Genomic DNA, 18,679 nt, shown 5'->3' with positions numbered 1-18,679 from the left:
GAGAAACGTTACGCCACCACCCCTAGACTGGTCTCTCAGCAGGTGGCCTCACGCTCGAAAGGCGCGCCCAGTGACCATCGGCAAGACCCCCCGTCGTGCAGCTCCCGGCTCCGCCGTGCCCGCCTCCGGTGCCCCGGAACGCACCGGCGAGGACGGGCCGAGCATCGGACGGGTGCTCGCCACCGCCCGGATCGACGCCGGACTGACGGTCGACCAGGTCAGTACCCAGACCCGGATCCGGGTGCCGATCGTGCACGCCATCGAGTCCGACGACTTCGAGCGCTGCGGCGGCGCGTTCTACGCCCGCGGCCACCTGCGGCTGATCGCCCGCGCCGTCGGCGTCGACGGCGAGGCCCTGGTCGCCCGCTACGACGGCGAGTACGGCCACGGCTCCGCGCCGAAGGCCAGCCAGCTGCTGGACGCCGGCCCGATCAAGGTCACCGACCACCGCCGGCCGAACTGGACCGCCGCGATGGTCGCGGCGATCGTCGCCGTGGTCGGACTGATCGGCTACAACCTGGTCGGCTCCTCGTCCTCCGGCGGCAACCAGCCCGGCAGCGCCAGCGCCCCGCTGCCCTCCGGCGCCTCCGCCGCGGCCACCCTGTCCGCCTCCGCGCAGCCGCCCGCCCCGGCCCCCAGCGTCGCCGCGATCGCCGCCGCCCCGGCCGACAAGGTCACCGTGAAGCTGGTCGCCGACAAGGACAAGAGCTGGGTCACGGCCAAGGACGGCAGCGGCAAGTCGCTGTACTCCAACAACCTCGAAGCCGGCCAGGACCAGACGTTCACCGACCCGAAGAAGATCACCCTGGTGATCGGGAACGCCGGCGCCGTCCACCTGTTCGTCAACGGCAAGGACCTCGGACCGGCCGGTCAGGACGGGCAGGTCGTGCACCTCACATACACCCCCGGCGACCCGCAGGCGGGCTGATCCGGGCCTCCTGATCGAGGCTCGCGCCCTCCGGGGGGAACGCCACCGGGGGGCGCGCGTTAATCTTGGCGTCATGCCTGAACCCCGCACTGTCGCCCTGGTCACGCTCGGATGCGCCCGCAACGAGGTGGACTCCGAGGAACTCGCCGGGCGACTGGAGGCCGACGGCTGGCGGCTGGTGGACGACGCCAGCGAAGCCGACGTCGCCGTCGTCAACACCTGCGGGTTCGTCGAGGCCGCGAAGAAGGACTCCGTCGACGCCCTGCTCGAGGCCAACGACCTCAAGGGCCACGGCCGCACCCAGGCCGTGGTCGCGGTCGGCTGCATGGCCGAGCGCTACGGCAAGGAGCTCGCCGACGCCCTCCCCGAAGCCGACGGCGTGCTCGGCTTCGACGACTACGCCGACATCTCCACCCGCCTGAACACCATCCTGTCCGGCGGCCACGTCGAGGCCCACACGCCGCGCGACCGCCGCAAGCTGCTGCCGCTCACCCCGGTCGAGCGGCAGGCCGCCGCCGCGGCGGTCGCGCTGCCCGGCCACGGCGCCCCCGAGGACCTCCCCGAGGGCGTGGCCCCCGCCTCCGGCCCGCGCACCCTGCGCAAGCGCCTGGACGCCTCCCCGGTCGCCTCGATCAAGCTCGCCTCCGGCTGCGACCGCCGCTGCTCGTTCTGCGCCATCCCGGCCTTCCGCGGCTCGTTCATCTCCCGCCGCCCCAGCGACGTGCTGAACGAGGCCGTGTGGCTGGCCGGCGAGGGCGTCCGCGAGGTCGTCCTGGTCTCCGAGAACAACACCTCGTACGGCAAGGACCTCGGCGACATCCGCCTGCTGGAGACCCTGCTCACCGAGATCGCCGCCGTCGACGGCATCGAGCGGGTCCGGGTCAGCTACCTGCAGCCCGCCGAGATGCGACCGGGCCTGATCGACGCGATGACCGGCACCGACAAGGTGGTGCCGTACTTCGACCTCTCCTTCCAGCACTCCGCGCCCGCGGTGCTGCGCCGGATGCGCCGCTTCGGCAGCACCGAGCAGTTCCTCGGCCTGCTGGAGTCGATCCGCGCCAAGGCCCCCGAGGCCGGCGCCCGCTCCAACTTCATCGTCGGCTTCCCCGGGGAGACCGAGGAGGACTACGCGGAGCTGGAACGGTTCATCACCCACGCCGGCCTGGACGCCATCGGCGTCTTCGGCTACTCGGACGAGGACGGCACCGAGGCCGCCGGCTACGACGGCAAGATCGACCAGGACGTCGTCGACCAGCGCGTCGCCCGGCTCTCCCGGCTCGCCGAGGAGCTCACCGCGCAGCGCGCGGAGGCCCGCATCGGCAGCGAGGTCACCGTGCTCGTGGAGTCCGTCGAGGACGGCGTGGTCGAGGGCCGCGCCGCCCACCAGGCCCCCGAGACCGACGGCCTGACCACGCTGCTCGGCGTCGAGAACCCGGTCGTCGGCCGGTTCTACCGCGCCGAGGTCATCGGCACCGAGGGCGTCGACCTGGTCGCCGAGGCGCTGCAGGCCACCGGAGCGGACGTATGACCAAGGGGCCGGGGGCCCCGGCCGCCACCCGGCCGACCCCGGCCGCCGCACCCCCGCCGCCCGGCGTGTGGAACATCGCCAACGTGCTGACCATGTTCCGGCTGCTGCTGGTCCCGGTCTTCGTCGCGCTGCTCTTCGCCGGCGGCGGGCACGACCCCAAGTGGCGGGCCTTCGCCTGGGCGGCCTTCGCCATCGCGATGATCACCGACGTCTTCGACGGCGAACTGGCCCGCCGCAAGGGCCTGATCACGGACTTCGGGAAGATCGCCGACCCGATCGCCGACAAGGCGATCATGGGCGCCGGCCTGGTCGGCCTGTCGATCCTCGGCGACCTGCCCTGGTGGGTCACCGCCGTGATCCTCGCCCGCGAACTCGGCATCACGCTGATGCGGTTCTGGGTGATCCGCTACGCCGTCATCCCGGCCAGCCGCGGCGGCAAGCTGAAGACCCTCACCCAGGGCATCGCGGTCGGCATGTACGTCCTGGTGCTCACCGGCCCGCTGGCCACCGCCCGCGCCGTCGTGATGGGCGTCGCGGTCGTGCTCACCCTCGCCACCGGCCTGGACTACGTCGTCCAGGCGGTCCGGCTGCGCCGCGAGGGCCTGGCCCGGGAGCGCGCCGGTGAGTGAACCGGCGGGCCTGGCGGCGCTGGCGCTCGACGCCCTCAAGGCGGAGGGCGCGACGCTGGCGGTCGCCGAGTCGCTCACCGGCGGGCTGCTGGCCGCCACGCTGGTCGACGTGCCCGGCGCCTCCGCGGTCTTCCGCGGCTCGGTCACCGCGTACGCCACCGAGCTGAAGGCCTCGCTGCTCGGCGTCGACGAAGGCCTGCTGGCCGTGCACGGGCCGGTCCACCCCGTGGTGGCCCGGCAGATGGCCGAGGGCGCGCGGCGGCTGCTCGGCGCGGACTACGCCCTCGCCACCACCGGCGTGGCCGGCCCCGACCCGCAGGACGGGCAGCCCGTCGGCACCGTCCACGTCGCGCTGGCCGGCCCGGCGGGAACAGAAGCCAGGCCGCTCCGGTTGTCGGGGGGGCGTGCCACCATCCGACAGGGGTCGGTGGCCGCCGCTCTGGAGCTGCTGCTGGAACGGCTAGCGCCCGAGGCCCGGCCGCGCTGAGCTTTGCGGAAAACCGCGAAGGCGCGGCATCAAGCGGAGGATCGTGTTACACCGGATGCTCCGGCTGGCAGGAACAGCAGGACGACATCCCGTCGGAATCCCGACCGGTGCCGGACATCTGCCCGTCACGGGTGGTTCGGCGGCCAGGATGGGGAAGAACAGGGGAGGGGACGCCTTGCAGCCCAGAGTGAACACGACCCCGGTCCCCGCACGGGATGCAGACAAGGCGGTACGGTGGGGTCGTGACATCTCGATCCGCAGTCCGAGGAGGGAGGCACCGATGATTCTGCTCCGTCGCCTGCTGGGCGATGTGCTGCGTCGGCAGCGCCAGCGCCAGGGCCGCACACTCCGCGAGGTGTCGGCAGCTGCCAGAGTCTCGCTCGGGTACCTCTCCGAGGTCGAGCGGGGTCAGAAGGAGGCGTCCTCCGAGCTGCTCTCCGCCATCTGCGACGCGCTGGACGTGCGGATGTCGGAGGTCATGCGCGAGGTCAGCGACGAACTGTCGCTCGCCGAACTTGCGGCGATGGCCACCCTCTCCGAGGGTGATCTGCTGAGGCCGGTGCTCGAACCGGTTCCGCTGCCGGCCCCCGGCGTCGACCGGTCCGGATCCATCTCGCCCAAGGCGGCGATGGACGTGGTGGCGGCCTGACCGGACCTCGACCGCCCCGCCACGACGCGGGGCGCCGGGTGAAGGAGGGTCCGCGATGCGAAGTGCACTGCTGCTCGGTACGTCGGCACTGGCCGGCCTGGGCTTGATACTGCTGCTGACGGGCGGCACCGCGATTCACGGCGGTGCCGCCCTCGGCATGCTCGCCGCGGGCTGGTGGGGGATGGGGCTGATCCCGGTGCACGCCCGGCAACAGCCCGAGCCCCCGGTCACCCGTCGGCAGGATCGCGAAGCGGACGAATGACGCGTCCCGCGCTGCGCGTCAGCGTTTGCGGTAGCCCTTCGGGGTGGCGTGGAAGCCGGCGGCTTCGAGGTGGGGGCCGAGCGGGCTGGTGAGGGCCGGGTGGCCGTTGACGCGTTCGATGGTGAGGGGCGGGACGAGCGCGGCGAGGGCGGCGGTGAGCGGGGCCTCGTCGGTGGTCCAGGCGAGCAGGGACTTGCCGCCGCGCTCCAGGTAGAGGACCAGCTCGCCGTCGACCAGGGCGACCAGGGAGCCGGCCTTGCGGGCGGGGCGGTGGGCGGCGGTGGTGTCGGCGGGGGGTTCGGGCCAGGACAGCGCGGCCCCGTAGGCGTTGGCGGGGTCGGCGGCGGCCAGCACGAGGGCCTGCGGGGCCTCCGCGGGGGCGGTGGAGGACCAGTCGCCGGTGGCGCGCTCCAGTCGGGAGTTGACGGAGCGCAGGCGGTCCGCGGCGCCGTCCATGGCGAACTGGGCGCCGCCGAGGCCCTCGACGAAGTAGCCGCGGCGGGCCTTGCCGCGTTCCTCGAACGCGGCGAGCACCCGGTAGACGCCGGCGAAGCCGCCGGTGACGCGTTCGGCGGCGACGGTGCCGCGGGTGAGGATGCCGTGCCGGTCGAGCAGCGCCTGGGCCTGGGCGGCGGCGCGGACGGTCGGGTCGCCGCCGAAGGACGGCAGCAGGGACCAGCGGCCCGCGGCCGTCGGCGGGCCGGAGCGGGAGGCCGGGCGGGACAGGCCGCGTGCGGCGCCGCTGTAGCGGCCGCGCGGGGTGGAGCGCGGTGCGCGGTGCGCGGTGGAGCCGGCGGTGCGGCCGGAGCCGAGCAGGCCGCGCAGCGGGGCGAGGGTGTCGTTGGTGACGTACCCGGCCCAGACCAGGTCCCAGAGGGCTTCGACGATCTCGGCGTCGGGGGTGTCGGGGACCCGTTCGGCGAGCTGGCGGAAGAACGCGCCGTAGCCGCCGGTGAGGGCCTCCAGCAGGGCGGTGTGGACCGGGCCGGGGGTGAGCGGCAGCGGCTCGGGGCGCAGCAGGTGGGCGTTCTCGGGCAGGTGGAGGCTGATCCAGCCGTCCTTGCCCGGCAGGGCGCCCGCGCCGGACCAGCCGATCTCGCCGGCGGCCATCAGCTCGTCCAGCAGGCCGGGGGAGTAGTCGGCGAGCCGGGCGGGCAGGACGAGCTTCTCCAGCGCGGAGGCGGGCAGGGCGGTGCCCTGGAGCTGTTCGACCACCCGGTAGAGGCCGTCGGCGCCGCGCAGGCGGTGCCCGGCGAGGTGCTGCCACTGCGGGAGGAAGGCGGCCAGGGCCCTCGGCGGGACGGCCTCGACCTCGTGGCGCAGCGCGGCCAGGGAGCGGCGGCGCAGGCGGCGCAGGACGTCGGCGTCGCACCATTCGGGGGCCACGGCCGTGGAGTCGGGCCGGAACTCGCCCTGGACCAGGCGGCCGGCGGCGGTGAGGCGGTGCAGGGTGCCGGTGACGACGGCGCTGCCGAGGCCGAAGCGGTCGGCGGCCTGCTGGGCGGTGAACGGGCCGTGGGTGCGGGCGTAGCGGGCCAGCAGGTCGCCGAGCGGGTCCTTGACGGGCTCGGTGAAGGCCTCGGGGACGCCGACGGGCAGCGGGGTGCCGAGGGCGTCGCGCAGGCGTCCGGCGTCCTCGACGGCGGCCCAGCGCAGGATGCCGCCGATCCGGACCTGGATGGCGCGGCGGGCGGACTCCAGCTCCAGGGCCCAGAGCGGTTCGGCGCCGCGTTCGGTGAGTTCGGCCTCGCTGAGCGGGCCGAGCAGGCGCAGTGCGTCGGCGACGCCCTCGGCGTCCTTGATCCGGCGTTCGGGGGTGCGGCGCTGGAGTTCGGCCTCCAGGTCGGCGAGCACCTGGGGGTCGAGGAGTTCGCGCAGTTCGGCCTGGCCGAGCAGTTCGGAGAGCAGCCGGGAGTCCAACGACAGGGCGGCGGCGCGGCGTTCGGCGATCGGGGAGTCGCCCTCGTAGAGGAACTGGGCGACGTAGCCGAACAGCAGGGAGCGGGCGAACGGCGAGGGTTCGGGGGTGGTGACCTCCACCAGGCGTACCGCGCGGGACTCCAGATCGCCCATCAGCTCGACCAGGCCGGGGACGTCGAAGACGTCCTGCAGGCATTCGCGGACGGCCTCCAGGACGATCGGGAAGGAGCCGTACTCGGCCGCGACCTCGAGGAGTTGGGAGGCGCGCTGGCGCTGCTGCCAGAGCGGGGTGCGCTTGCCGGGGTTGCGGCGGGGCAGCAGCAGGGCGCGGCCGGCGCACTCGCGGAACCGGGCGGCGAACAGGGCGGAGCCGCCGACCTGGTCGGTGACGAGCCGTTCGATCTCGCCGGACTCGAAGACCGCGGCGTCCGCGCCGACCGGGGCGTCGTCGGCGGGCGGGGCGCTACTGCCGTACGAGGTAGTGGTGGCTGACGGGAAGTCGGCGAGCAGGTCGGCGTCGGGCAGCCGCAGCACGATGCCGTCGTCGGCGTGCATCACCTGCGGGTCCAGGCCGTGCTTCTCGCGCAGCCGGGCGCCGATGGCCAGTGCCCACGGGGCGTGCACCTGGGCGCCGAACGGGGAGTGGATGACGATCCGCCAGTCGCCGAGCTCGTCGCGGAAGCGCTCGACCACGATGGTGCGGTCGTCGGGCAGGTGGCCGCAGGCGGCGCGCTGTTCGGCGAGGTAGGCGAGCAGGTTGCCGGACGCCCACTCGTCGAGGCCGGCCTCGCGCAGCCGGGCGGTCGCCGGTTCGGGGGCCATCGCGCCGAGTTCGCGGACGAACGCGCCGACCGCGCGGCCGAGTTCGAGCGGGCGGCCGAGGGTGTCGCCCTTCCAGAACGGGAGCCGGCCGGGGACGCCGGGGGCGGGGGTGACGAGGACCTTGTCGTGGGTGATGTCCTCGATCCGCCAGGACGTGGTGCCGAGGGTGAAGACGTCGCCGACGCGCGACTCGTAGACCATCTCCTCGTCGAGCTCGCCGACCCGGCCGCCGCCCTTCTTGGGGTCGGCGCCGGCGATGAAGACGCCGAACAGGCCGCGGTCGGGGATGGTGCCGCCGGAGGTGACGGCGAGGCGCTGGGCGCCGGGGCGGCCGGTGACGGTGGCGGCGACGCGGTCCCAGACCAGGCGGGGGCGCAGCTCCGCGAAGGCGTCGGAGGGGTAGCGGCCGGCCAGCATGTCGAGCACGCCGTCGAAGGCGGACTGCGGGAGGGTGGCGAACGGCGCGGCGCGGCGGCAGACGGCGAGCAGCTCGTCGACGTCCCAGGTGTCCAGGGCGGTCATCGCGACGAGTTGCTGGGCGAGGACGTCCAGCGGGTTGCGGGGGATGCGCAGCGCCTCGATCCGGCCGGCGCGCATCCGTTCGGTGACCACGGCGGACTGCACCAGGTCGCCGCGGTACTTGGGGAAGACCACGCCGGTGGAGACCGCGCCGACCTGGTGCCCGGCGCGGCCGACGCGCTGCAGTCCGGAGGCGACCGAGGGCGGCGACTCGACCTGCACGACCAGGTCGACGGCGCCCATGTCGATGCCCAGCTCCAGGCTGGAGGTGGCCACCACCGCGGGCAGCCGGCCGGCCTTCAACTCCTCCTCGACCAGGGCGCGCTGCTCCTTGGAGACCGAGCCGTGGTGGGCCCGGGCCAGCACCGGCGGGGCGCCCGCGGCCGCGCCGGAGCCGCCCATCAGGTCGGCGGGGGAGTGCGCCTCGGGCAGCGGCGCGCCGGTGGCCCGCTCGTAGGCGATCTCGTTGAGCCGGTTGCACAGGCGCTCGGCGAGGCGCCGGGAGTTGGCGAAGACGATGGTCGAGCGGTGCGCCTGGACGAGGTCGACGATCCGCTCCTCGACGTGCGGCCAGATTGAGGACTGCTTCTGCGGGTCGCTCTCGTCGGCGGGCGTGGCGGGCAGGTCGGCGAGGTCCGGGACGGGCACCACGACGGAGAGGTCGAAGCGCTTGTCGGCGCCGGGCTGGACGATCGCCGCGCCGCGCTGCGGGCTCAGGTAGCGGGCCACCTCCTCGACCGGGCGGACGGTGGCGGACAGGCCGATCCGGCGGGCCGGGCGGTCCAGCAGCTCGTCCAGGCGCTCCAGGCTGAGTGCCAGGTGCGCGCCGCGCTTGGTGCCGGCCACCGCGTGCACCTCGTCCAGGATCACCGTGTCGATGCCGCGCAGCGCCTCCCGGGAGGCGGAGGTGAGCAGCAGGAAGAGCGACTCGGGGGTGGTGATCAGGATGTCCGGCGGGTGGGTGGCGAAGCGGCGGCGGTCGGCGGCCGGGGTGTCGCCGGAGCGGATCGCCACCTGCACCTCGGGCTCCGGCAGGCCGAGCCGGACGGCGGCCTGCCGCAGGCCGGCCAGCGGGGCGCGCAGGTTGCGCTCGACGTCCACCGCGAGGGCCTTCAGCGGGGAGATGTAGAGCACCCGGCAGCGGCGCTTGGGGTCGGCGGGCGGCGGGGTGGCGCTGAGCCGGTCCAGGGCGGACAGGAAGGCCGCGAGGGTCTTGCCGGAGCCGGTCGGGGCGACCACCAGGACGTCGGTGTCCCGCCGGATCGCCGCCCAGGCCTGCGCCTGCGCGCCGGTGGGCGCGGCGAACGCCCCGGTGAACCAGGCCCGGGTGGCCGGGGCGAAGCCGTCCAGCGGGTCCGCGGCGTCGGCCGGGGGCGGGGCGTCGAGCGGGTCAGGGGCGGAGGAGGCCATGCCCCCATGGTGCCGCGACACGCTGACAGGTCACGGGGAGGCCACCGTCTGACGCATTTCGACAGGATAAATCGTACAAATCGCTCATATGGTGAAGATTCGGACTCGATCCTCCGGAGTCCGGCCCTGCCTGACGAGCGGAGACCGTGCGATGGAGCAGGTGAGCCAGGCCCGCGGCAGCACCCCCCGGCGTCGCCGCAGCATCCGCGTGCTCGGCGCGGCGCTGCTCACCGCCCTGGTACTCGGCGGCGCCGTGCCGTACGTGACCGGCGCGAGCGGCAGCTACCTCAGCTACCTGGTGCTCGACCAGCGCACCGACGCCGACGGCGCCCGGCACGCCGCCGACGAGGCCCGGGCGCTCGGCGGCCAGGTCGTGCAGGACTACCCGCAGATCGGCGCGGTGCTGGCCTACGCCAGCGGCTCCTTCGCCGACAAGCTGCGCGAGCGCCCCGGCATAGCCGCCGTCGGCGCCACCCGCACCGCCGCCGTGCCCTCCCCGCCGCGGCCGCTGGCCGGCGCCGCCTTCGGACACGGGGTGGTCAGCGCCGCCGCGAAGGCGGCCGACGCCGCCGACGACAGCACCGCCACCCTCCCCGACCCCGCCGAGCAGAGCGACTGGAACCTGGCCATGATCGGCGCCACCGACCGGGCCACCGGCTACTCCGCGTTGCTCCGCGCCCCGGTGGTCGACCAGAGCTCCGTCCACACCGCGGCCCGCCCCGGCGCGCTGCCCGGCCCGCAGCAACTGGCCAAGGTCACCGTCGCGGTGCTCGACTCCGGCGTCGACGACACCCACCCCGACCTGCGGGCCGCCGTAGACCCGACCGCCTCCGCCTCCTGCGCCGACGGCCGCCCCGACTCCCGCAGCGGCGCCTGGCGGCCCGACCCCGGGGTCACCGAGAGCGGCCACGGCACCCACGTCGCGGGCATCGTCGGCGCCGCCCGGGACGGCCACGGCGTCACCGGCGTCGCCGCCGGCGTGCGGATCGCCGCCGTCCGGCTGCTCGGCCCGCTCGGCCAGTACTACGCCGAGAACATCGTCTGCGGGATGATCTGGGCCGCCGACCACGGCGCCAAGGCGATCAACGACAGCTACTTCGCCGACCCGTGGAAGTACAACTGCCCGGAGAACGCCGACCAGGCCGCGCTGATCGCCGCCGTCGGCCGGGCCGTCGCCTACGCCCAGCACAAGGGCGCCGTGGTGGTCGCCTCGGCCGGCAACGACGGGCAGGACCTGACCGCCGGGCGCGCCGACCACCGCAGCCCCAACGACCGCGCCTCCGGACCTCCGCAGGACCGCGACCTGGGCACCGAGTGCATCCGGCTGCCCGGCGAGCTGCCCGGCGTGGTCACGGTCAGCGCGGTCGACCGGCGCGGCCTGCCCACCTCGTACAGCAACTACGGGCGCGGCAAGATCTCCATCGCGGCGCCCGGCGGCGACCCCGACGGCGGCCCCGCGAGCGCGATCGTCTCCGACTGGCCGGGCGGGCAGTACGCCGCGCTGGCCGGCACCTCGATGTCCGCCGCGCACGTCACCGGCGCGGTCGCGGTGGTCGCCGCGGAGCACCCCGACTGGGGCCCCGACAGGATCACCACGGCGCTCGCCCAGGCCGCCGCGGCCGGCTGCGGACAGTTGCTGCCGGTCGGCTGCCAGGACCGCGAGTTCTACGGCGCGGGCGTGCTCGACCTGCCGCGCTGACCGGGCGCCCGCGGGCGACACGGGACACCGCGGGCGGCGTTGGATACTGGGGCGCATGAGGCTGACCGAGTTCTGGCGACGGATGTACCTGCACTTCGGCGAGGCGTACGCGGAGTCGTTCGCCTCGGACCACGTGATGGCCGAACTCGGCGGGCGCACCGTGCGGCAGGCGCTGGACGCGGGCTGGGAGGCCAAGGACGTCTGGCGGGTGGTCTGCCTCACGCAGGGGGTGTCGGCGCAGCTGCGTTGACCGGTTTCGGCCGGAGGTGGGCGAGACTGGCCCGGTGGTGAGCAGCGCTGAGACTCCGGACCGATTCTCCGACGACCAGACCGCCGTGGGCGCCGCGCCAAGCGGCGAGCCGGGCGAGCCGGACGCGCCCGCCCTGGCGCGGGTGCTCCGCCGGGCCGAGCTCGGCGGCGGGGCGATGCCGCGCTGGCTGCCCAAGGCGATCCTGCTGGCGCTGCTCGGCGTCGGCCTCTTCCAGCTCGCGGACTGGGCCTTCCACCAGCTGATCGACCTGTTCGTGATGCTGCTGGTGGCGTTCTTCCTGTCGCTGGCGATGGAGCCCGCGGTGGACCGGATGGCCGCCCGCGGGGTGCGCCGGGGCCTGGGCACCTTCCTGGTCTTCATCGGCCTCGGCGTCGCGGTGGCCGGCTTCCTCACCGCGCTCGGCACCCTGCTGGTCGACCAGGTCAGCCAGGTCGCCACCCGGCTGCCCCAGCTGCTGCAGGACCTGATCGACTGGATCAACCACACCTTCCACGCCACCCTGTCGCTCGACCAGCTCCAGCACCAGGTGCTCAAGGACTCCGGCACCATCGAGAAGTACGCCCAGCAGGCCGCCGACAACGTCTGGGGCGTCACCGGCACCGTCATCGGCGGACTGTTCCAAGCCTTCACGGTCGGGCTGTTCACCTTCTACTTCACCGCCGAGGGCCCGCGGGTGCGGCGCACCGTCTGCTCGCTGCTGCCGCCGTCCAAGCAGGGCGAGGTGCTGCGGGCCTGGGAGATCGCGCTCGCCAAGACCGGCGGCTACCTGTACTCCCGGGCGCTGCTGGCACTGGTCTCCACGCTCGGGCACTGGGCGTTCTTCGCGATCATCGGGCTTCCGTACGCGGCGGCGCTGAGCGTCTGGGTCGGCGTGATGTCGCAGTTCGTGCCGACCATCGGCACCTACCTGGCGGGCGCGCTGCCGGTGCTGGTGGCGCTCACCGTGCGGCCGGTGGACGCGCTGTGGGTGCTCGGCTTCGTGATCGTCTACCAGCAGATCGAGAACTACCTGCTGCACCCGCGGATCACCGCGAAGACCGTCGACGTGCACCCGGCGGTGGCCTTCGGCGCGGTGATCGCGGGGGCGGCGCTGCTGGGCGCGGTCGGTGCGCTGATCGCCATCCCGGTGGCCGCCACCCTGCAGGGCTTCGTGGGGACGTACGTGCGCCGATACGAGGTGGAGGACGACCCGCGGATCGACCGCGGCGAGGAGCGGCGGGAGCGCCGCCGGCAGACCGTGCGGCGGCTGCGGCGGATGGTGTCGGGCGGCCCGGGCCAGCAGGAGCGGGGTGGCTCCGGGGAACGGCCCGGGGACTGACCGCGCTCCGGCTTCACCCCCGGGCGCTCAGCCGCACGCGCAGACGGCGCGGCGCGAGTGTCGCCCCCCGCGTCCAGGCGACCGGACGGCCGTCGGCGGGTGCCATGCGCCAGCGGGCGGCGATCGAGGCGACCGCCAGCACGGCCTGGGTCATGGCGAAGGTGTCGCCGATGCACTTCCGGGCGCCCTCGGCGAACGGGATGAACTCACCCCGCGGCGACCTGCCGCGATCGTTCGGCCAGCGGTCCGGGTCGAACACCTCCGCATCGGGGTAGAGGTCCGGGTTCAGGTGCAGCTGGAGGGAGCTGTAGATCAGCGTGGTGCCGGCGGCGAGCGCATGTCCTCCGAGCACGGCGTCCCGGGTGGTCGTCCGGGTGAAGAACCAGGCCGGTGTGTACCGCCGGAGCGTCTCGGTGACCACGCGCCGCGTGTAGTCCAGGTCGGGAATGTCCTCCCAGGTCGCCGCGCGGCCCGCCAGGACGGTGTCCACCTCCTGGTGCAGTCGGCGCTCCACCTCGGGGTGAGCCGTCAGGACGTACATGACGGAGGCCAGCAGTGAGCCCATGGTCTCGATCGAGGCGACCATGATGTTGACGATCTGGTCGTAGGCCTCGGCCTCGCTCAGCGGCTGGGCGTCGTCGTCCCGCGCGGCCAGCAGCAGCGAGAGCAGGTCGCCGTGATCGACGCCGCTGCGCTGGTAGGCGGCGATGTGCTCGCCCGCGATTCGGCGGAGCCGGGCGTTCGCCCGGTCGTACTGCAGCCTGCCCGGTGTGGGCAGCCGGTCCAGCGGGGCCGGCGTCAGCATCCGCTGGTACATGCCCTTCAACACCCGCTGGATGGTGGTGCAGAGTTCGAGCCGGTTCGCCTTCCCGTCCGCCGAGCCGAACATGGTGGCACCGGCGATCCTGGCCGCCAGCTCGTGCGTCGCGAGGGAGACGTCGACGACGTCGTGCTCGCGCCACTCACTGACGACCTCGGCGATCTGGGCGGTCATCATCGCGGCGTAGCCGGGGATCCTCGACCGCTGGAACATGGGCTGCATCATCCGCCGCTGCCGCCGGTGATCGCCGTACGGGCAGGTGACCAGGCCGTTTCCGGCGAACTCGCGAGCCCGGTCGTAGAACGGGCCGCCCTTGTCGAAGATCCGGTCGTTGAGCAGCAACTCGTGGACCAGCTCGGGGTGGCACACCACGACCGCGCTGATCGGGCCGATCTTGACCCGCACCAGGTCGCCCTGCGAGGTCAGGCTCCGTACGAAGCCCTGCGGATCCCGTAGCCAGGACAGTGCGTGACCGATGACCGGGAGCCCTCCGGTGGCCTGACTCGTGGTGAAGCTGGCGGTGGTGGCGGTGCCCACGGCGGATCCCTTCGCTGGACGCTACTCGGGAACACGGGCGCGGCACGGGTGCGGTTCACGCGACGGCCGTTGAACCCGGGCCGTTCGGTACGCGTGTCACGTGGAGAGGTCGACGAGAGAAGACGAGGTGTCCGTGTCCCCTTCCCGGATGGTCCACGAGGAACTGTGCGCCGGGATCCCGCGGATCCCGGCGTCGGAGGCGTTCGAGCACGAGGACGTCCTGAGCGAGTGGCTACGGGAGTGGCTCGCCGCCCACGGTCTGGTCGCCTCGCCGACGGGCTGGCAAGCGATCGCAGCGATCCGCATGCCCCTGTTCACCGCGTACTACAGCCCGATCTGCCGGTCGCGCGACGACACCCGGCTCTACTGCGCGTGGATGACCTGGCTGCACCTGTTCGACGACCGGTTCGACGCCGCGCCGCTGTCGTCGGACGCCGACGCCGCCAAGGCCGTCGTCGACCACTACCTGGAGACCAACGAGGCGCTGCGGAGCGGCCGCCCGTCGCCTGCGCCCACCGATCCCTTCGCGCGGGCCTTCGCCGATCTGGTGTCCTGGACCTCCCGGGGAGCCGGTCCGGAGTGGCGGGGGCGACTGCTCAGCGAGATCGACGTGTGGATGCGCAGCTATCCGGAGGAGACCGTCCACCGCAGGGACGGGCTGGTCTTGGCCCCGGACGAACTCATCGCCCTCAAGCGGAGATGCATGGCGGACCCGCTCTCGCTCGAACTGCTCCAGCGCGTGGGCACCGGTGAGCTCTCCTCGCCGGTACGGGTGCTGCTCGATCCGCTGGTCCAGCTGACCGCCGACATCAAGGGCGCGATCAACGACATCGCGTCCCTGGAGCGGGAACGGGCCTGCGGGGACAACCACAACCTGGTGATCTCGCTGATGCACCACCGCGGGCTGAGCGAGTCGCAGGCGACGGCGGAGGTCGCGCACAGCGTACGGCAGTGGGTGGCGGAACTCGGCGAGCTGGCACGGGACCTGGCGGAGCAGCTCCCGCCGGGGGACGAACGGGCGGCGGCGGTCTCCTGGATGGCTGCGAGCTGTAGCAGCGTCCGGGGGTACCACGACTGGCTGCTGGAGACCGGGCGCTACGCCTCGGCCTGAGTCGCTCCCGTAGGGTTGGAATCGAACGCATGTTCTTTGTACTCTTCGGCGAGGAGTTTTCCACAGGCTGAGCCCGATCGGGGCCGATTGTCGGTGGGACGCGCTAGCGTCGGTGACGATGAAGCGCACAGCACAGAACCCGAGGGTGGAAGCCATGGCAGGAACGGACCGCGAGAAGGCCCTGGAGGCCGCGCTCGCCCAGATCGAGCGGCAGTTCGGCAAGGGCTCGGTGATGCGTCTCGGGGAGAAGGCGAACGAGCCGGTCGAGGTGATCTCCACCGGGTCCACCGCCCTCGACGTGGCGCTGGGCGTCGGCGGTATCCCGCGCGGCCGGGTGATCGAGATCTACGGACCCGAGTCCTCCGGCAAGACCACGCTGACCCTGCACCTGGCCGCCAACGCGCAGAAGGCCGGCGGCACGGTCGCCTTCGTCGACGCGGAGCACGCGCTCGACCCCGAGTACGCCAAGAAGCTCGGCGTGGACACCGACGCCCTGCTGGTCAGCCAGCCGGACACCGGCGAGCAGGCGCTGGAGATCACCGACATGCTGATCCGCTCCGGCGCGATCGACCTGGTGATCATCGACTCGGTGGCCGCGCTGGTGCCGCGCGCCGAGATCGAGGGCGAGATGGGCGACTCGCACGTCGGCCTGCAGGCCCGCCTGATGAGCCAGGCGCTGCGCAAGATCGCCGGTGCACTGAACCAGTCCAACACCACCGCGATCTTCATCAACCAGCTGCGCGAGAAGATCGGCGTGATGTTCGGCTCCCCCGAGACCACCACCGGTGGCCGGGCGCTGAAGTTCTACGCCTCGGTGCGTCTGGACATCCGCCGCATCGAGACCCTGAAGGACGGCACCGAGGCGGTCGGCAACCGCACCCGCGTCAAGGTGGTCAAGAACAAGGTCGCCGCGCCGTTCAAGCAGGCCGAGTTCGACATCCTCTACGGCGTGGGCATCAGCCGCGAGGGCGGCCTGATCGACATGGGCGTGGAGCACGGCTTCATCCGCAAGTCCGGCGCCTGGTACACCTACGAGGGCGACCAGCTCGGCCAGGGCAAGGAGAACGCCCGCAACTTCCTGCGCGACAACCCGCAGCTGGCCGACGAGATCGAGGTCAAGATCAAGGGCAAGCTCGGCATCGGCCCGAAGCCCCCGGCCGCCGCCGAGGGCGAGGCCGCCCCCGCGGTGGAGATCCCCGCCGCCGCCGCGCCCGCCAAGGCCGCGGCGAAGAAGACGGCGGCCGCTGCCAAGGGTTGAGCCGTTGACGCACCATCACAGCAGTGAGCACCCGGCACCGGGCCCGTCCGAGGACGAGCCCGGTGCGGGCGTATGGGAGCAGGAAAGCCCCGCCCCGGTCGGGCCGCCGGACTGGTTCGCGGCCGTGGCTGAGGAGCCGGACGAGGTCGGGCCGGACGAGGTCGGGCCGCCCGAGTGGTTCGCCGCGGCGGCCGAGGAGCCCGAACTCGGGGAGCCGGCGGCCGGGGAGTTGCCCGGGCTGGTGCGGGCGTCCGAGCTGGCCGGGGGGCGGCGGCGCCGGCGCAGTGCGCTGGGGGAGCTGCCGGTCGGTCCGGCGCGCGGCGCGCAGGACGAGGAGCTGCCGCGGGAGCGGCGTGCGCGGCGGAAGGCCGGGTCCGAGGCCGGGACCGAGTCCAGCACGAAGGCCGAGTCCGGCGCGAAGGCCGAGGCGCAGGGCGATCCGGCCGAGCGGGCCCGGGACATCTGCCTGCGGTTGCTGACCGGGGCGGCGAAGTCCCGCAAGCAGCTGGCCGATGCGCTGAAGCGGCGGGAGATCCCGGACGAGGTGGCCGAGGAGGTGCTGTCCCGGCTGGAGGAGGTCGGGCTGATCGACGACGCGGCCTTCGCCGAGGCCTGGGTGGAGTCCCGGCACGCGGTGCGCGGGCTGTCCCGGCGGGCGCTCGCCCAGGAGCTGCGGACCAAGGGCGTCAGCGGCGACACCGCGGAGCGGGCCCTGGCGCAGGTGGACGAGGAGGACGAGTCCGCGGCCGCCCGGGCGCTGGCGGCCCGCAAGCTGCGCTCCACCGCCGGCCTCGACCGCGAGGTGCGGATCCGGCGGCTGGTCGGGGTGCTGGCCCGGCGCGGCTACGCGGAGGGTCTGGCCTACCGGGTGGTGCGGGAGGCCCTGGACGCGGAGGGGGTTGACGACTCGTCAGTGGGGGAAGAAAGCGATCCCTGGTGACAGTTGATCAGATCATCGGAGCCAGATCTCGATCGCATCTTGACCGTTTCGTAACCTCCGCCTAGCCTCACAGTCAGTGGTAGGACGATCGCGGAGGTCGCCTCAGCGGCAGCATGCGCAGGACGGGGAGTGGCCGGATGGGGATCGCTCAGAGCGCCGGATCGGGTTCCTCCCTGCTGCTGGCGGCACTCGTCCTGATCGGGGCGCTGGTGCTGGTGCTGGCCGCCGGATTCCTGATGCTCCGCCAGCGCCGCGCCGAGCTCGACCGCCGTGAGCAGCGCCTGACCGCCGAACTCGCCCGGCTGCACCTGCACGAGGACGAGCTGGCCGCCCGCGCCCTCGACGCCGAGCGGGTGCGCGACGAGCTCGCCGGCCGGACCGCCGAGAGCGTCCGGCAGCTGGAGCGCACCGCCGGGCTCACCGCCGAGCAGGCCCGCGGCGAACTCGTCCGCGCCGCCGAGTCGGAGGCCCGCCGGGAGGCCGCGCTGACCGTCCGGGAGATCGAGCGGCGGGCCGTCGACGAGGGCGAGGGCCGGGCCCGGGAGATCATCGCCGCCTCGATCCAGCGCCTCGCCGTCGAGCACACCTCGGACTCCGTGCTGACCACCCTGCGGCTGCCCAGCGAGGACATGAAGGGCCGGGTGATCGGCCGTGAGGGCCGCAACATCCGGGCCTTCGAGGCGGTCACCGGCGTCAACCTGATCGTCGACGACACCCCCGGACTGGTCCAGCTCTCCAGCTTCGACCCGGTCCGCCGGGAGGCCGCCCGGCTGACCCTGGAGTCGCTGCTCACCGACGGGCGGATCCACCCGGCCCGGATCGAGGAGGCGCACGAGCGCAGCCGGGGCGAGGTCGAGCGGCTGTGCGTGCGGGCCGGCGAGGACGCCCTGCTGTCGGTGTCGGTCGGCGGCGGCGAGATGTCGCCGGAACTGGTGCGCACCCTCGGCACCCTGCGGTACCGGACGTCGTACGGGCAGAACGTGCTCGGGCACCTGGTGGAGTCCGCGCACCTGGCCGGGATGATGGCCGCCGAGCTGGGGGTCGACCCGGAGCCGGTGCGGCGGGCCGCGCTGCTGCACGACATCGGCAAGGCGCTCAGCCACCGGGTGCCGGGCAGCCACGCCGCGATCGGCGCGGAGTTCGCCCGGCGGCACGGCGAGGTGGCGGAGGTCGTCCACGCGATAGAGGCGCACCACGGCGAGGTCGAGCCCAAGACCGTGGAGGCCGTGCTCACCCAGGCCGCCGACGCCTGTTCGGCCGGCCGGCCGGGCGCGCGCAAGGAGTCGGTCGAGGCGTACGTGCGACGGCTGGAGCGGCTGGAGGAGATCGCGCGGGCGCACGACGGCGTGACGAAGGTCTTCGCGATGCAGGCCGGGCGCGAGGTCCGGGTGATGGTGCAGCCGGAGCTCGTGGACGACACGCGGGCGCAGGAGATCGCCCGGGAGGTGGCCCGGCAGGTGCGGGAGGAGCTGACCTACCCGGGGCAGATCCGGATCACCGTGGTGCGGGAGTCGCGGGCGACCGAGGTCGCGCGCTGACGAACCCGCGCGGGCGACCGTTCTGGCACCGCC

The 18,679-nt window shown here is 73.7% G+C and carries 15 protein-coding genes; 13 read left to right on the top strand and 2 right to left on the bottom strand.

All coding sequences use genetic code 11. The features are described from left to right. Nucleotides 1–70 precede the first annotated feature (70 nt). The 6 genes from ACWD4U_RS27930 to ACWD4U_RS27905 all read left to right on the top strand — a co-directional run bounded on the left by ACWD4U_RS27930 (nt 71) and on the right by ACWD4U_RS27905 (nt 4,483). Nucleotides 71–928 (top strand): helix-turn-helix domain-containing protein, encoded by an 858-nt coding sequence (locus ACWD4U_RS27930; protein ID WP_363458300.1) that lies wholly within the window; start codon nt 71–73, stop codon nt 926–928. 73 nt (nt 929–1,001) lie between these two features. Continuing rightward, nucleotides 1,002–2,456 (top strand): 30S ribosomal protein S12 methylthiotransferase RimO, encoded by a 1,455-nt coding sequence (gene rimO / locus ACWD4U_RS27925; protein WP_363458303.1) that lies wholly within the window; start codon nt 1,002–1,004, stop codon nt 2,454–2,456. Then, the gene (gene pgsA / locus ACWD4U_RS27920) at nt 2,453–3,085 is read left to right on the top strand and encodes a CDP-diacylglycerol--glycerol-3-phosphate 3-phosphatidyltransferase (RefSeq protein ID WP_363458306.1); all 633 of its coding nucleotides are present in this window, start codon (nt 2,453–2,455) and stop codon (nt 3,083–3,085) included. The genes rimO and pgsA overlap by 4 nt, the downstream gene beginning before the upstream one ends. Next, entirely contained in the window at nt 3,078–3,572 is a 495-nt protein-coding gene (locus ACWD4U_RS27915; RefSeq protein WP_363458309.1) for a CinA family protein, read from the top strand. The genes pgsA and ACWD4U_RS27915 overlap by 8 nt, the downstream gene beginning before the upstream one ends. A gap of 280 nt (nt 3,573–3,852) precedes the next feature. After that, the gene (locus ACWD4U_RS27910) at nt 3,853–4,221 is read left to right on the top strand and encodes a helix-turn-helix domain-containing protein (RefSeq protein WP_030457965.1); all 369 of its coding nucleotides are present in this window, start codon (nt 3,853–3,855) and stop codon (nt 4,219–4,221) included. Between the two features lie 55 nt (nt 4,222–4,276). Then, nucleotides 4,277–4,483 carry a hypothetical protein gene (locus ACWD4U_RS27905; protein WP_363458314.1) on the top strand — a complete coding sequence of 69 codons (207 nt, stop codon included), beginning with the start codon at nt 4,277–4,279 and terminating at the stop codon, nt 4,481–4,483. Between the two features lie 18 nt (nt 4,484–4,501). Here the strand turns inward: ACWD4U_RS27905 and ACWD4U_RS27900 are convergent, their stop codons facing one another. Continuing rightward, entirely contained in the window at nt 4,502–9,154 is a 4,653-nt protein-coding gene (locus ACWD4U_RS27900; RefSeq protein ID WP_363458317.1) for an ATP-dependent helicase, read from the bottom strand. A 151-nt stretch (nt 9,155–9,305) separates the two neighbouring features. Here ACWD4U_RS27900 and ACWD4U_RS27895 point away from each other — a divergent pair, with 151 nt between their 5' ends. The 3 genes from ACWD4U_RS27895 to ACWD4U_RS27885 are packed head-to-tail and all read left to right on the top strand — an operon-like array spanning nt 9,306 to nt 12,442. Next, a complete protein-coding gene (locus tag ACWD4U_RS27895) occupies nt 9,306–10,853 on the top strand; it encodes a S8 family peptidase (RefSeq protein WP_363458320.1) in 1,548 nt (515 codons plus the stop codon). 55 nt (nt 10,854–10,908) lie between these two features. Further along, on the top strand, nt 10,909–11,103 hold the full coding sequence (locus ACWD4U_RS27890) for a DUF3046 domain-containing protein (RefSeq protein ID WP_363458322.1): 195 nt from the start codon (nt 10,909–10,911) through the stop codon (nt 11,101–11,103). A 34-nt stretch (nt 11,104–11,137) separates the two neighbouring features. Further along, nucleotides 11,138–12,442: an AI-2E family transporter gene (locus ACWD4U_RS27885; protein ID WP_449787335.1), complete on the top strand. Its 1,305-nt coding sequence runs from the start codon at nt 11,138–11,140 to the stop codon at nt 12,440–12,442. 13 nt (nt 12,443–12,455) lie between these two features. Here ACWD4U_RS27885 and ACWD4U_RS27880 read toward each other — a convergent pair whose 3' ends face one another. Next, nucleotides 12,456–13,799 (bottom strand): cytochrome P450, encoded by a 1,344-nt coding sequence (locus ACWD4U_RS27880; RefSeq protein ID WP_363458324.1) that lies wholly within the window; start codon nt 13,797–13,799, stop codon nt 12,456–12,458. A gap of 127 nt (nt 13,800–13,926) precedes the next feature. Here ACWD4U_RS27880 and ACWD4U_RS27875 point away from each other — a divergent pair, with 127 nt between their 5' ends. The 4 genes from ACWD4U_RS27875 to rny all read left to right on the top strand — a co-directional run bounded on the left by ACWD4U_RS27875 (nt 13,927) and on the right by rny (nt 18,646). Then, on the top strand, nt 13,927–14,910 hold the full coding sequence (locus ACWD4U_RS27875; protein ID WP_363458326.1) for a terpene synthase family protein: 984 nt from the start codon (nt 13,927–13,929) through the stop codon (nt 14,908–14,910). A gap of 154 nt (nt 14,911–15,064) precedes the next feature. Then, a complete protein-coding gene (gene recA, locus ACWD4U_RS27870; protein ID WP_363458328.1) occupies nt 15,065–16,168 on the top strand; it encodes a recombinase RecA in 1,104 nt (367 codons plus the stop codon). A gap of 124 nt (nt 16,169–16,292) precedes the next feature. After that, entirely contained in the window at nt 16,293–17,108 is an 816-nt protein-coding gene (locus ACWD4U_RS27865) for a regulatory protein RecX (RefSeq protein WP_363458330.1), read from the top strand. A gap of 137 nt (nt 17,109–17,245) precedes the next feature. After that, entirely contained in the window at nt 17,246–18,646 is a 1,401-nt protein-coding gene (gene rny / locus ACWD4U_RS27860) for a ribonuclease Y (protein ID WP_363458332.1), read from the top strand. Nucleotides 18,647–18,679 lie beyond the last annotated feature (33 nt).

This window comes from Kitasatospora sp. NPDC002522 (genome assembly GCF_053595195.1).
This window is presented reverse-complemented; position numbering and strand designations above follow the sequence as displayed.

What these genes read in the sequence shown, in the direction of transcription:
- rimO (WP_363458303.1), top strand. Translation starts at nt 1,002, where the DNA reads ATGCCTGAACCCCGCACTGTCGCCCTGGTCACGCTCGGATGCGCCCGC.
- pgsA (WP_363458306.1), top strand. Translation starts at nt 2,453, where the DNA reads ATGACCAAGGGGCCGGGGGCCCCGGCCGCCACCCGGCCGACCCCGGCC.
- ACWD4U_RS27910 (WP_030457965.1), top strand. Translation starts at nt 3,853, where the DNA reads ATGATTCTGCTCCGTCGCCTGCTGGGCGATGTGCTGCGTCGGCAGCGC.
- ACWD4U_RS27905 (WP_363458314.1), top strand. Translation starts at nt 4,277, where the DNA reads ATGCGAAGTGCACTGCTGCTCGGTACGTCGGCACTGGCCGGCCTGGGC.
- ACWD4U_RS27900 (WP_363458317.1), bottom strand. Translation starts at nt 9,154, where the DNA reads ATGGCCTCCTCCGCCCCTGACCCGCTCGACGCCCCGCCCCCGGCCGAC.
- ACWD4U_RS27895 (WP_363458320.1), top strand. Translation starts at nt 9,306, where the DNA reads ATGGAGCAGGTGAGCCAGGCCCGCGGCAGCACCCCCCGGCGTCGCCGC.
- ACWD4U_RS27890 (WP_363458322.1), top strand. Translation starts at nt 10,909, where the DNA reads ATGAGGCTGACCGAGTTCTGGCGACGGATGTACCTGCACTTCGGCGAG.
- recA (WP_363458328.1), top strand. Translation starts at nt 15,065, where the DNA reads ATGGCAGGAACGGACCGCGAGAAGGCCCTGGAGGCCGCGCTCGCCCAG.
- rny (WP_363458332.1), top strand. Translation starts at nt 17,246, where the DNA reads ATGGGGATCGCTCAGAGCGCCGGATCGGGTTCCTCCCTGCTGCTGGCG.